Origin of the sequence: Nocardioides ginsengisoli (assembly GCF_039537225.1) — a bacterium.
GTDB lineage: Bacteria > Actinomycetota > Actinomycetes > Propionibacteriales > Nocardioidaceae > Nocardioides > Nocardioides ginsengisoli.
Window position 1 is genome coordinate 20,403 of sequence record NZ_BAABAC010000028.1, and the last position, 12,684, is coordinate 33,086.

The following is a 12,684-nucleotide window of genomic DNA, read 5'->3' on the forward strand; positions in this document are numbered from 1 at the left end:
GAAGGCCCCGGTGGAAATCCCTCCGGGGCCTTCGCTTCTTGCTTGTGCGCGAGGGGGGAGTTGAACCCCCACGTCCTTTCGGACACACGGACCTGAACCGTGCGCGTCTGCCTATTCCGCCACTCGCGCTCGAAGCCCGCTCAGGTTAGCCCAGTCCCCGCCCGTCTCCCAAAACCACGCCGTCGCGTCCCGCTCCGGACCCCAAGGTCCCGGGTGGACGCGGACCCCACCGATACGATCAAGTGGCCCGTCGAGGACGGGTGGTCGAGCGAGCCGTGCGAGAGGAGGACCGTGACGTGGGTGGACTGCAGCGCTTCGAGCAGCGTTTGGAGCAGGCGATCTCGGGTGTCTTCGCGCGGACCTTCCGCAGTGCGGTGCAGCCGGTCGAGATCGCGGCGGCGCTCCAGCGCGAGCTCGACAACAAGGCGCAGGTGCTGTCGCGACAGCGGCGGCTGGTGCCCAACAGCTTCGTCGTCGAGCTCTCCGAGGGCGACCTGGAGCGGCTGGCGCCCTACGACTCGACGCTGGCGAGCGAGCTCGAGCTGCAGCTGACCGAGCACGCCGAGCTCCAGTCCTATGTCTTCCCGGGTCCGATCCGGATCGCGTTCGAGTCCGCCGACGACCTGGGCACCGGGCGATTCCGGGTGCGCAGCCAGGCGGAGGCGGCAGTGACCGGACACTCCCGGCGCGGCACCGGCCGCGGCGCGCCGCAGCGAACGCGTGCGGTGCTCGAGGTCAACGGCACGCAGCACCCGCTGCAGGCGCCGGGCCTCGTGGTCGGGCGCGGCAGCGAGGCCGACCTGCGGATCAACGACCCCGGCGTCAGCCGACGGCACGCCGAGTTCCTGATCACCACCCAGCCCGGCGGGGCGACCCCCGGTGTCGGCCCGGTGCTCGTCGAGGTCCACGACATGGGCTCGACCAACGGCATCCGGGTCGACGGGCAGAAGGTCGCGCGGGCGACGCTGCGCGACGGCTCGCGGGTCCAGATCGGCCACACCTCGCTCACCCTCCGCCTGCTCCAGGAGGCGGACCAGGAGGCTGACCTTGTCTGAGCTGACCCTGTTCCTGGTCCGGATCGCCTACCTGGCGATCCTGTGGATCTTCGTGCTCTCGGCGATCTCGGTGATCCGCTCCGACATGTTCGGCGCGCGGGTTCCGACGCCGGCGGCGCCCGGCAAGCAGCCGAAGCCGCCGAAGGCGCAGTCGCCGCGCCGCGGCCAGCCCAGCCACGTCGCCGTCGTCCAGGGCGTCAACACCGGCATCACCGCCGACCTCGCGCAGGCGCCGATCCTCATCGGCCGCGGCAACGACGCGGCGATCCGGCTCGACGACGACTACGTCTCCACGCGGCACGCGCGCATCGTCTCCTCCGGCGGCCAGTGGTACGTCGAGGACCTCGGCTCCACCAACGGCACCTACCTCGGCAGCCAGCGGCTCACCCAGCCGGTCCCGGTCGGGCTCGGCTCCCAGATCCGCATCGGGAAGACCATCGTGGAGCTGAGGAAGTAGATGACCGATCCCGGCACCGACTCCCCCGAGCCCACCGCCGAGGCACCGGACGCGCCCCCCACCCCGGACGCGCCCGCTGACGCGCCCGCCGAGGCGGCCGCGCGTCCCACGCTCCAGCTCCGCTTCCACGCCGTCTCCGACGTCGGCCGGGTACGCCGCGACAACCAGGACTCCGGCTACGCCGGCCCGTGGCTGCTCGCCGTCTGCGACGGCGTCGGCGGCGCGGCCCGCGGCGACATCGCGTCCAGTACGGCGATCGGCGAGCTCCGCCAGCTCGACGAGCCGCCCGGCTCGGTCGACGTCATCGACCGGGTCAACGACGGCATCCACGAGGCGCACATCGCGATCGGCGCCCAGGTCGACCACGACCCCGCCCTCAACGGCACCAGTACGACGGCCACGGTGGCGCTCTTCGACGGCAACCGGCTCGCGGTCGGCCACGTCGGCGACTCCCGCGCCTACCTGCTGCGCGACGGCGAGCTCTCCCAGCTCACCAACGACCACACCTTCGTGCAGAGCCTGATCGACGAGGGACGGATCACCGAAGCCGAGGCCCGGGTCCACCCTCACCGCAATCTGATCCTCAAGGCGCTCGACGGCCTGCACGAGGTCGAGCCCGACCTGTTCGCGCTCGAGCTGGTGCCGGGCGACCGGCTCTTCCTGTGCAGCGACGGCGCGTGCGGCGTCCTCGACGACGCCCGGCTGACCGAGCTGCTGGCCGACGGTTCGCCGGAGTTCGCCTCGATCGAGCTGGTCCGCGCCAGCCTCGACGCCGGCAGCTCCGACAACGTCACCTGCGTCGTCGCCGACGTCATCGACCCGGCCGCCTCCCCGGCCACCCCCGACAGCCCGCCGCCGCCCCCGCTCCAGCCGATGGTCGTCGGCGCCGCCGCCGACCTGGGCCGGCGCCGTCCGCGCGCGCTCTTCCGCGGCCACCGCTCGGGCGACACCGGCGAGCTCGAGCCGATCGCGGCCGAGATCCCCGAGGGCATCGGCGGCCACGTGGTCCGCGAGGACCCGCCGCTCGACCCCGAGGCCCTGCGCTACGCCCCGCAGGCCCCGCCCCGCTACGTCTGGGCGCGCCGGCTGCTCGGCGCCGCCGTCGTCCTCGGCATCGTCTGGGTGGCGCTCGGCACGGCGTACTGGTGGACCCAGCAGAAGTACTACGTCGGCGAGGACCACGGCTACGTCGTGATCTATCGCGGTGTCAACGTTCCGGGCCTGTCGAACGTCTACGAGGTGTCCGACCTCAAGCTCGACCAGCTCCGTGACTCCACCCAGGACCAGATCCGCGACGGCGACATGATCTTCGACAGCTTCGCGCGGGCCCGCGACGAGGTGACCCGGATCGGCCAGAACGCCCGGGTCACGCCGTCCGAGAGCGGCACCCCGACCACGCCCCCGACCAGCCCGACCAGTCCGACGACCCCGACCACCCCCGCCACCAGCAGCGGCGCTGCCGACCTCACGGGCGCCACCCCGGGCGGCTGAGGCGCGCATGGCCACCAACTCCGCCCTGATGGGCTTCGTGCACCGCCGCCGGCGGGGCGCGGAGCTCTTCTTGCTGATCCTCGCGCTGGTCGTCGGCATCGGCGCCTACGCCGCGGTCGGCCTCGGCGTCGACGGCAAGGTGCCGGCCAACATCATCGGCTACGGCGGCTGGCTCGCCCTGCTCGTCGTGGGGGCGCACGTCGTGGTCCGCATCGTCGCGCCGTACGCCGACCCGGTGCTGCTGCCCGTCGTGGCCGCGCTCAACGGCCTCGGGCTCGCGATCATCCACCGCGTCGACCTGGCCAAGGACACCGGACTCGCCAGCCAGCAGCTCACCTGGATGACGCTCGGCGTCGCCCTCTTCATCGGCACGCTCATCGCGCTGCCCGACCACCGGCTGCTCGCCCGGTTCACCTACACCTCGGGCCTGGCCGCGATCGTGCTGCTGGTCCTGCCGATGGTCCCCGGCCTCGGTACGTCGATCAACGGCGCGAAGATCTGGATCTCGCTGGCCGGCTTCAGCTTCCAGCCCGGCGAGGTCGCCAAGCTGCTGCTCGTCATCACCTTCGCCGGCTACCTCGTCGTCCACCGCGACGCGCTCGCGCTGGCCGGCCGCCGGATCGTCTTCGTCGACCTGCCGCGCGGGCGCGACCTCGGCCCGATCCTGATGATGTGGGTGGTCAGCCTCGGGATCCTGGTGTTGCAGCGCGACCTCGGCTCGAGCCTGCTGTTCTTCGGCCTCTTCCTCGTCATGCTCTACGTCGCCACCGAGCGGCCGGGCTGGCTGGTGGTCGGCGGCCTGATGTTCTTCAGCGGTGCGGCGGTCGCCTTCCGGATCTTCGCCCACGTCCAGAACCGCGTCGACATCTGGCTGCACCCCTTCGCCGACCCCAACGGCAACGGCTACCAGCTGGTCCAGGCGCTCTACGGCTTCGCGTGGGGCGGTCTGGTCGGCCGCGGCCTCGGCGAGGGCATGCCCCAGCGGGTCCCGTACGTCGAGTCCGACTTCATCCTCGCCGCCATCGGCGAGGAGCTCGGCCTCACCGCCGTCATCGCGGTGCTGCTGCTCTACGGCCTGGTCGTCGAGCGGGCCCTGCGCGCGGCGCTGATCTCGCGCGACGGCTTCGGCAAGCTGGTCGCCACCGGCCTCGCGGCGGTCTTCGCGCTGCAGGTCTTCGTCGTCGTCGGCGGCGTGACCCGGCTGATCCCCCTGACCGGTCTGACCACACCCTTCCTGTCGTACGGCGGCTCCTCGCTCGTCGTCAACTGGGTGATCGTCGCCATCTTGCTGCGCATCTCCGACCAGGCCCGCCGCCCGCTGCCCGACCTGACCGCCGACGCCGACGACCCCGACGAGCAGGCGACCCAGATCGTGAAGGTGGTGCCGCGATGAACAAGCCGATCCGCGGCGTCGCCATCTTCTGCATGCTGCTGTTCCTCGCGCTGATGGTCAACGTGACCTACCTGCAGTTCGTGAAGGCCAACAGCTACAACACCGACCCGCGCAACGCCCGGGTCGCCGAGGCGTCCTACTCCCGTGAGCGCGGCCAGATCCTGGTCGGCGACGAGCCGATCGCGACGAGCAAGCCGTCCGACGACCAGTACAAGTACCTCCGCGTCTACCCCGAGGCGGGCGCGCGCATCTACGCCCCGGTCACCGGCTACCTCCAGCTCGGCAGCCAGACCGGCATCGAGCGCAGCCAGAACGCCGTCCTCACCGGCGAGGACCCCGAGCTCTTCGTCAACCGCCTGGTCGACCTGCTCAAGGGCGACACCAGCCAGGGCGGCAATGTCGTGCTGACGCTCAACGCCGCCGCGCAGAAGGCCGCCTTCGAGGGCCTGCGCGACACCCTCGGCCCGCGCGGCGAGGGCGCGGTGGTGGCGCTGCAGCCCAAGACCGGCCGGATCCTGGCGATGGCCTCCTACCCGTCCTACGACCCCAACGAGCTCGCCACCCACGACTCCAAGAAGGCGTCCGCCGCCTACACCCAGCTCGCCAAGGACCCCCGCCAGCCGCTGCTCAACCGGGCGATCCAGACCCGGCTGTTCCCAGGCTCGACGTTCAAGCTGGTGACCGGCTCGGCGGCGATCCAGAACGGCGACTACCACGCGGGCGACCAGGTCCCCGCGGGCGCGTCGTACCGGCCGCCGGGCACGACGCGCACCATCTCCAACGACGGCCGCAGCCAGTGCAGCCCCGGGCGGATCTCGTTCGCGGCCGCGCTCGACTGGTCGTGCAACACCACCTTCGCCCAGCTCGCCGTCCAGCTCGGCCCGGAGAAGATGCGCAAGCAGGCCGAGGCGTTCGGGTTCAACAGCGACTACCTGCTCGACCTCAAGGGCCAGGCGCAGTCGGTCTACCCGACCGGCGTCGCGGTCCCGCAGTCCGACGGCGGCGGCACCCGCGAGCTCAGCCAGGCCGAGACCGCGCAGACCGGCATCGGCCAGTTCGACGTGCAGTCGACGCCGCTCCAGATGGCCATGGTCACCGCCGCGATCGCCAACCAGGGCCGGGTGATGCGCCCCTACCTCGTCGACCAGGTGCAGACCGCCGGCTTCGACGTGCTGCGCTCCACCGACCCCGAGGAGCTCAACCCGAGCGCCATCTCGGCGCAGACGGCGCGCGAGATGACCGACCTGCTGGTCTCGGTCGTCGACAACGGCACCGCCTCGCCGGCCGCGATCCCGGGGGTGAAGGTCGCCGGCAAGACCGGTACGGCGCAGCGGACCTCCACCCGCTGCAGCGCGGGCGGCAAGCCGCCGTACGCCTGGTTCGTCTCGTTCGCGCCGGCGGAGAACGCCCAGGTCGCGGTGGCGGTCATGATCCAGGAGGCGCCCGACAAGGCGTGTGACGAGATCGCGGGCGGGCAGCTCGGCGGCCCGATCGCGAAGGCAGTGATGGAAGCGGTGTTGAAGAAGTGAGCCAGTACGCCGACCAGGCCGGCCGCTACCGCCTCGACTCCATGATCGCCACCGGCGGCATGGGTGTCGTGTGGCGAGCGACCGACACCCGGCTCAACCGGCCGGTGGCGGTGAAGGTCCTCAAGGCCGAGTACGCCGACGACCCGATGTTCCGCACCCGGTTCGAGGGCGAGGCGCGCAGCGCCGCGGCCCTGCACCACCCCGGCATCGCGGGGGTCTACGACTACGGCGCCGGCGACGACACGCCCACCGTCGGCGGGCCGCAGGCTCCCTACCTGGTGATGGAGCTGGTCGACGGTCAGCCGCTCTCCGCGCTGCTCGCCAACGCCCGCAGCAGCGGCCGCACGCTCGACGTCGCCGTCGTCCAGGACCTGATGGCGCAGGCCGCCGACGCGCTCGGCGTGGCCCACCGCGCCGGCATCGTCCACCGCGACGTCAAGCCCGCCAACCTGCTCGTCACCTCCGACCGGCAGGTCAAGATCACCGACTTCGGCATCGCCCGCGCCGCCGACTCGGTGGCACTGACCCGCACCGGCTCGGTGATGGGCACGCCGCAGTACCTCAGCCCCGAGCAGGCCCGCGGCAACCCGTCGACGCCCGCCTCCGACGTCTACTCGCTCGGCGTGGTCGCCTTCGAGTGCCTCGCCGGCCAGCGTCCCTTCGACGCCGAGACGCCGGTCGCCACGGCGCTCGCCCACCTGCAGCAGCCGGTCCCGCAGCTCCCCGCGAGCGTGCCGGGCCCCCTCGCCGCCGTCGTACGACGCGCGCTCGCCAAGGACCCCGCCGAGCGCTACGCCGACGGCGCGGCCTTCGCGGCCGCCCTGCGCGACCCGTCGGTCGCCGCCGCAGCCGCCCCACCCGCCGACGACGAGGGCACCCGCGTGCTCACCGGCGTCGTCCCGCCGGTGCCGGTCCCCGTGCCGACCCCGCCCACCCCGGCCGAGCCGATCCGCCGTCTCGAGACACCCGCGGCCTATGCCGGCGCCGAGGAGGAGCGCCGGCGCAGGTCGCCGTGGCCGATCGCGATCGCGGTCATCCTGCTGGTGATCGCCGCCGTCGCGGCCGCCGCGCTGCTGCTCGGCCGGGGCAACGACAACACTGCGAGCGACAACCCGAGCACCACCCCGCCGGCCACGACGCGCTCGACCGAGACCACACCGACCGAGCCGACGACGCCCACCACGCCGACGCAGGAAACGACGGTCACCGTGAGCGACAGCCGCTACCGGTGCTATGCCGACGCCGCCACGGCGGTCAAGGACCTCAACGACGAGGGCCTGGTCGCCTCGAGTGAGCTCGACACGCGGCCCAACACCGGCAACTGCGACGAAGGCACCGTGTCCCGGTTCTCGCGCAACGGCAAGCTCCACCAGGGCGACGAGGTGATCGTCTACTACTGGGGCCCGCGCGAGACACCGACACCGCCGACCACCCCGCCGACGACACCGACGGCGCCCACCGACAGCCCGACCGACACCAGCAGCCCGCTGACCCTTCCGAGAGGTGCGGAATGACCACTCCCCCGACCGAACCCGGCTCGAGCCGGCCCGTCGTGGGCGGGCGGTACGAGCTCGGCGAGCTGCTCGGCCGCGGCGGCATGGCGGAGGTCCGCAAGGGGACCGACACCCGCCTCGGCCGGGTCGTCGCGGTCAAGCGACTGCGCACCGACCTCGCCAGCGATGCGACCTTCCAGGCCCGCTTCCGCCGCGAGGCGCAGTCGTCGGCCTCGCTCAACCACCCGGCGATCGTCTCGGTCTACGACACCGGCGAGGAGCGCACCGCGCAGCTCGACGGCTCGTCCGAGGTCGTCCCCTACATCGTCATGGAGTACGTCGCCGGCCGCACGCTGCGCGACATCCTGCGCGAGGGCCGCAAGATCCTGCCCGAGCGCGCGCTCGAGATCACCAGCGGCGTGCTCTCCGCGCTCGACTACAGCCACCGCGCCGGGATCATCCACCGCGACATCAAGCCCGGCAACGTGATGCTCACGCCGTCGGGCGACGTGAAGGTGATGGACTTCGGCATCGCCCGCGCGATGAGCGACGCCCAGTCGTCGATGACCCAGACCGCGGCCGTCGTCGGCACCGCCCAGTACCTCTCCCCGGAGCAGGCCCGCGGCGAGACCGTCGACTCCCGCTCCGACGTCTACTCCGCCGGGTGCCTCCTCTACGAGCTGCTCACCGGCCGACCGCCGTTCGTCGGCGACTCGCCGGTCGCGGTGGCCTACCAGCACGTCCGCGAGCCCGCCGTACCGCCGTCGAAGCACGAGCACGACCTCACCCCCGAGATCGACGCCATCGTGATGAAGGCGCTGGCCAAGCGGGTCGAGGACCGCTACCAGTCGGCCGCGCAGATGCGCGCCGACATCGAGCGCTACCTGGCCGGCCGGCCGGTGCAGGCCGTCGTACCGGGCGGCACCGCGCCGACCGCGGTCGTGGCCGCGACGCCTCCGCCGCCCCCGGGTCCGGCCGAGACGGCCGTGCGCCCCGCGATCCCGCCGGCGCGCAAGGACGAGCGGAGCAAGGTCGGCCTGTGGGTCGTGCTCGGCCTGCTCGTCGCGGCGATCATCGCGACCGCCTACATCGTGTGGCCGCGGCTCTTCGACGACACCCCGCCGCCGGTGCGGGTGCCCGACGTGGTCCGGATGAGCGAGGACGACGCGCGCACCTCGATCGGCCAGGCCGGACTCGAGGTCGGCACGGTCACCGTCCGCAATGACGACACCATCGAGGCCGGCCACGTCATCGAGCAGGACCCGGCAGGCGACGACTACGTCGCGTCGGCGACGAAGGTCAACCTCGTGGTCTCGCTCGGCCCCGGCCAGTTCTCCCTGCCCAACGTGGTCAGTGAGAAGCGCAAGGTGGCCATCGACAACCTGGTGGCGGCTGGCATCGTGCGCCGCAACATCAGCGAGCGCCCGTGCGAGTCCGACGAGGACAAGGGCACCGTCACCGAGCAGAACCCGCCGGCCAGCACCATGGTCGACAAGGACGCCACCGTCGAGCTCTGCATCTCCAACGGGCCCAAGACGGTCCCGAGCCTGGTCGGCAAGAAGCAGGCCGAGGCGATCCGGCTGATCAAGGAGGCCGGCTTCCAGCCGGTCGTCCGCGACGCGCCGGCCGACGACAGCAGCCAGAAGAAGGGCCGGGTCACCGAGCAGGATCCCGCGGCCGGCGAGACCCTCGACCAGGGCAACCGGGTCTACATCTTCGTGTCGATCTACGAGAAGCCGACCACCCCGGTCGACACCGACGGCGACGGGCTGTCCGACGCCGACGAGGCCGCCCGCGGCACCGACCCCAACAACCCCGACACCGACGGCGACGGCATCAGCGACGGCCAGGAGGTCGCCAACGGCACCGACCCGCTGAACCCGCTCGACCCCGGCCCGGTCGGCAATGGCAACGGCAATGGCAATGGCAATGGCCGCCAGCTGCCGACGACGCCGGGGGTCAGCGCAACGGGCGGGCGTACTGCAGGTCGAGGACGCCGTCGTACGCCGGCGCCTCGACCCGCGCCTTGAAGTCGAGCGAGTAGCCGATCCCGATGAGCGGGTTCGCGGCGTCGGTGCGGAAGCCGGCGACGAGCGGGTCGGAGGCCACGCTCTCGTAGAGGCCGGTCGGGTCGCCGACCGCCTCGATGACGTACGGCTGGGGGTAGGGCACGCCCTGGAGCTGGACGGCGTTGCCCTCGCACTTGATGCCGGTCGTCGAGATCACCCGCTGGCCGGCGATGGTGACCGCGCTCGCGCCACCGGCCCACAGCGCGTTGACCACCGCCTGGATGTCCTGCTGGTGGACGACGAAGCGGTTGAGGTTGATCCGCTTCTCGGGGTCGACCTCCTTGTTGCGGGCCACCGCCGCGTCGACGAGCTCGGACGGCGCGTCGGACAGCGTGATCGCCAGCCCCGGACCCGAGCGCGGCGTGAGGCCGGCGGGGTCGCGCAGCTTGGCGACGTCGGCCCGGGCCCGGCCCACGCCCTTGTCGTTGATCGAGGCGGTCAGCCGGTCGACCTCGTCGGACAGCTCGTTGAACCGGTCCTCGACCGTGCGGTAGTCGGACGCCTCCCCGGCGACCAGCTCGGCGAGGTTGTTGTAGCGGCCCGGCCGCAGGTCGGTGCCGTGGCTGTTGGCGGCCGAGACCGCGAGCAGGGACCCGCTGAGCAGGGCCACGACCGGCGTACCGATCCGCCAACCCAGGGACCGCCGCTCGGACCCGGTACGGCGACCCGTCCCACCTCCGGCATGGCTACCCGTCATACTGACAGTGTCCAACACCGGTCGAGCGCCCGCCCGCAGGGGCGACGTACCGACACCCGAGTCTGATCGAGGAGCCCATCGTGGCCAAGCCGTCCCGTCTGTCGAAGCGCAAGGACCGTGAGGTCTTCGGCGACCCCGACCGCGGCCCGGTCCTGAGCATCCGGTTCGCCATCGCGCTGCTGCTGATCGCCGGCGGCATCGCCTTCATCCTGTACTACTACTTCGGGATCCGGCCCACCGACGGCTGGGGCAGCATCAACGCCAAGGGCAAGCCCAATCCGGCCGGCGGCCCGTCCTTCCTGCAGGACCTCGAGGGCAAGAACTACCTGATCGGCTTCATCGCGCTCTTCCTCGGCCTGATCATCTCGGCCCACCCGAAGACCCCCCTCGGCCGCGGCCGCGGCGTCGTGGTCGGGATGCTCGGGTGCTTCCTGATCGGCCTGCTGTGGATCTGCGTCTTCTACATCTTCCTCACGGGCAACGACCCGAAGGACATCCCGATCCTCAACGACCTGGGGCAGAAGAACCTGTTCGTGGGTATCGGGTTCATGGCGGTGGGCTTCGCGTTCGCCACCCGCTGGGAGTAGGCCTCCCGCGCAGCTCAGCCGCGCGCCGCGTCGGTGGACCTCCTTGGTCCGCGGCGCGGTGCTGTTTTTCCCCAGGTCGGGGGCCTCGCACGCACCGGCCTACCGCGCATGTAACTCGGTGTCCGGTGTTCCACCACAGGGTCATGACCGGTAACGACCCAGTGGTAGTTGACGGTTCGCCGTGGTGGATCACCGGACACCGAGTTACAAGGGCGGTCACGCCCCGGCGTTTTCCCCAGGCCTGTCCACAGCTGGGGAGAACTACACACGTGTGATTCATCCACACCGGTGGAGAAACCTGGGGAAATCCGGGTCGCCGCTAGGGAGCGCCCCGCGCCGGCTACGCCCAGCGGCTACGCCCAGCGGCAGCGCCCAGCGCCAGCTACGCCCAGCGCCCCCGCCGCGCTCAGGCGAGGACGAGCGTGCGCGCGAGCGTGGCGACGACGAGGACCGCGCCGATGGCGCCGAGACCGGCCACCTGGACCGCCGTACGACGCTCCTTCGGCGCCCACACGAGCACCGCGGCGATGGCGGCGCCGCCGACCAGTCCGCCGAAGTGTCCCTGCCAGGACACGTTGGGGAGGGTGAAGGTGAGCACCAGGTTGATGCCGATCCAGAGCAGCAGGCTCTGGATGTTGGCCTGGATCCGGATGCCGACCACGACCAGCGCGCCCATCAGGCCGAAGAGCGCGCCCGAGGCGCCGACGGTGGGTGTCTGCGGCGCGGCGAGCCAGTAGACCGCGACCGAGCCGGCCAGCCCGGACAGCAGGTAGAGCGCCAGGTAGCGGCCGCGGCCGAGCAGTTGCTCGAGCTGGGGGCCGAGGACCCACAGGGCGAGCATGTTGAAGGCGATGTGCCACGGCTCGACGTGGGTGAACATCGCGGTGAGCAGCTGCCAGTAGGCGCCGTCGCTGACACCGGCGGTCCAGTGGGCCGTCGTGCCGGCCTCGCAGGCGGCCTGGTTGACGAACGGGTAGTAGATCCCGTTGCCCTCACGGCAGGAGCCGGTGGGCGCGAGCGCGAAGAGCTCGAAGAGCCGGCTGCCGTAGCGGCCGGTGGCCATGATGATCACCCAGACCACGACATTGATGCCGATCAGCGCGATCGACGCTGCGCCGGGGTTGGCCGCGATCCGGCCGCCGTACGCCGTCTTCGCCTGCCGGACGCCGCGCTGGCCCTCGGCGACGCACTCGGGGCACTGGAAGCCCACCGCCGCCTCGCGCATGCAGTCGGGGCAGATCGGCCGGTCGCAGCGCTGGCAGCGGATGTAGGTCTCGCGGTCGGAGTGCCGATAGCAGGTCGGCACTCCGACCGGAGGGGTGCTCATGGCGTGATCGTCAGGTCAGTCGACGAGCTCGACGGACTCGATGACGACCGGCTCGACCGGGCGGTCCATCGGGCCGGTCGGCACGGCGGCGATGGCGTCGACGACGTCGCGGCCGGCCTGGTCGGCGACCTCACCGAAGATGGTGTGCTTGAAGTTCAGCCACGTGGTCGGGCCGACGGTGATGAAGAACTGCGAGCCGTTGGTGCCCGGGCCGGCGTTGGCCATCGCGAGCAGGTAGGGCTTGTCGAAGACCAGCTCGGGGTGCGGCTCGTCCTTGAAGGTGTAGCCCGGGCCGCCGGTGCCGGTGCCGAGCGGGCAGCCGCCCTGGATCATGAAGCCCGGGATGACGCGGTGGAAGGTGAGGCCGTCGTAGAACGGACCGGTGGCGCCGTTGCCGGCGTCGTAGGCCTTCTCGCCCGACGCGAGGCCGGTGAAGTTCGCGACCGTCTCGGGCGCGTGGTTCGGGAACAGGTTGAGCGTGATGTCGCCCTTGTTGGTCTTGAGGACGGCCTGCTGCGCTGCCATGGAAATGCCTCGTCTCCGGCTTGGTACGGGATGGTGATGCTGACGCGTCGATCCTACTGAC

11 protein-coding genes and 1 tRNA gene are annotated in these 12,684 nt (G+C 71.7%); 8 read left to right on the forward strand and 4 right to left on the reverse strand.

Annotated features, from left to right (window positions below; genetic code table 11):
* Positions 1 to 45: 45 nt before the first annotated feature.
* Positions 46 to 129: transfer RNA gene (locus AB4880_RS16295), tRNA-Leu, on the reverse strand.
* A 167-nt stretch (positions 130 to 296) separates the two neighbouring features.
* Between AB4880_RS16295 and AB4880_RS16300 the strand changes: the two genes are divergently transcribed.
* From AB4880_RS16300 to pknB, 7 genes are read left to right on the forward strand one after another with little or no spacing between them, the layout of a single operon-like run.
* Positions 297 to 1,055, forward strand: a complete 759-nt coding sequence (locus AB4880_RS16300) for an FHA domain-containing protein (RefSeq protein ID WP_367920272.1) — start codon at positions 297 to 299, stop codon at positions 1,053 to 1,055.
* The gene (locus tag AB4880_RS16305) at positions 1,048 to 1,512 is read left to right on the forward strand and encodes an FHA domain-containing protein FhaB/FipA (RefSeq protein ID WP_367920273.1); all 465 of its coding nucleotides are present in this window, start codon (positions 1,048 to 1,050) and stop codon (positions 1,510 to 1,512) included. Before AB4880_RS16300 ends, AB4880_RS16305 begins: the two co-directional genes overlap by 8 nt.
* Positions 1,513 to 3,003 (forward strand): PP2C family protein-serine/threonine phosphatase, encoded by a 1,491-nt coding sequence (locus AB4880_RS16310; RefSeq protein WP_367920274.1) that lies wholly within the window; start codon positions 1,513 to 1,515, stop codon positions 3,001 to 3,003. It begins immediately after the preceding gene.
* A gap of 7 nt (positions 3,004 to 3,010) precedes the next feature.
* A complete protein-coding gene (locus AB4880_RS16315; RefSeq protein WP_367920275.1) occupies positions 3,011 to 4,396 on the forward strand; it encodes an FtsW/RodA/SpoVE family cell cycle protein in 1,386 nt (461 codons plus the stop codon).
* On the forward strand, positions 4,393 to 5,925 hold the full coding sequence (locus tag AB4880_RS16320) for a peptidoglycan D,D-transpeptidase FtsI family protein (protein WP_367920276.1): 1,533 nt from the start codon (positions 4,393 to 4,395) through the stop codon (positions 5,923 to 5,925). The genes AB4880_RS16315 and AB4880_RS16320 overlap by 4 nt, the downstream gene beginning before the upstream one ends.
* A complete protein-coding gene (locus AB4880_RS16325; RefSeq protein WP_367920277.1) occupies positions 5,922 to 7,439 on the forward strand; it encodes a serine/threonine-protein kinase in 1,518 nt (505 codons plus the stop codon). The genes AB4880_RS16320 and AB4880_RS16325 overlap by 4 nt, the downstream gene beginning before the upstream one ends.
* Positions 7,436 to 9,448, forward strand: a complete 2,013-nt coding sequence (gene pknB, locus AB4880_RS16330; protein WP_367920278.1) for a Stk1 family PASTA domain-containing Ser/Thr kinase — start codon at positions 7,436 to 7,438, stop codon at positions 9,446 to 9,448. The genes AB4880_RS16325 and pknB overlap by 4 nt, the downstream gene beginning before the upstream one ends.
* Here pknB and AB4880_RS16335 read toward each other — a convergent pair.
* Complete coding sequence (locus AB4880_RS16335; protein WP_367920279.1) at positions 9,378 to 10,184, reverse strand: DUF881 domain-containing protein; 807 nt, start codon at positions 10,182 to 10,184, stop codon at positions 9,378 to 9,380. The genes pknB and AB4880_RS16335 overlap by 71 nt on opposite strands.
* 80 nt (positions 10,185 to 10,264) lie before the next feature.
* Between AB4880_RS16335 and AB4880_RS16340 the strand changes: the two genes are divergently transcribed.
* Positions 10,265 to 10,771, forward strand: coding sequence for a cell division protein CrgA (locus AB4880_RS16340; protein ID WP_367920280.1), 507 nt, complete (start codon positions 10,265 to 10,267; stop codon positions 10,769 to 10,771).
* 406 nt (positions 10,772 to 11,177) lie between these two features.
* Here AB4880_RS16340 and AB4880_RS16345 read toward each other — a convergent pair whose 3' ends face one another.
* Together AB4880_RS16345 and AB4880_RS16350 are read right to left on the reverse strand one after the other, a co-directional pair.
* Positions 11,178 to 12,098 carry a rhomboid family intramembrane serine protease gene (locus tag AB4880_RS16345; RefSeq protein WP_367920281.1) on the reverse strand — a complete coding sequence of 307 codons (921 nt, stop codon included), beginning with the start codon at positions 12,096 to 12,098 and terminating at the stop codon, positions 11,178 to 11,180.
* A 15-nt stretch (positions 12,099 to 12,113) separates the two neighbouring features.
* The gene (locus AB4880_RS16350) at positions 12,114 to 12,623 is read right to left on the reverse strand and encodes a peptidylprolyl isomerase (RefSeq protein WP_367920282.1); all 510 of its coding nucleotides are present in this window, start codon (positions 12,621 to 12,623) and stop codon (positions 12,114 to 12,116) included.
* Positions 12,624 to 12,684: the final 61 nt, after the last annotated feature.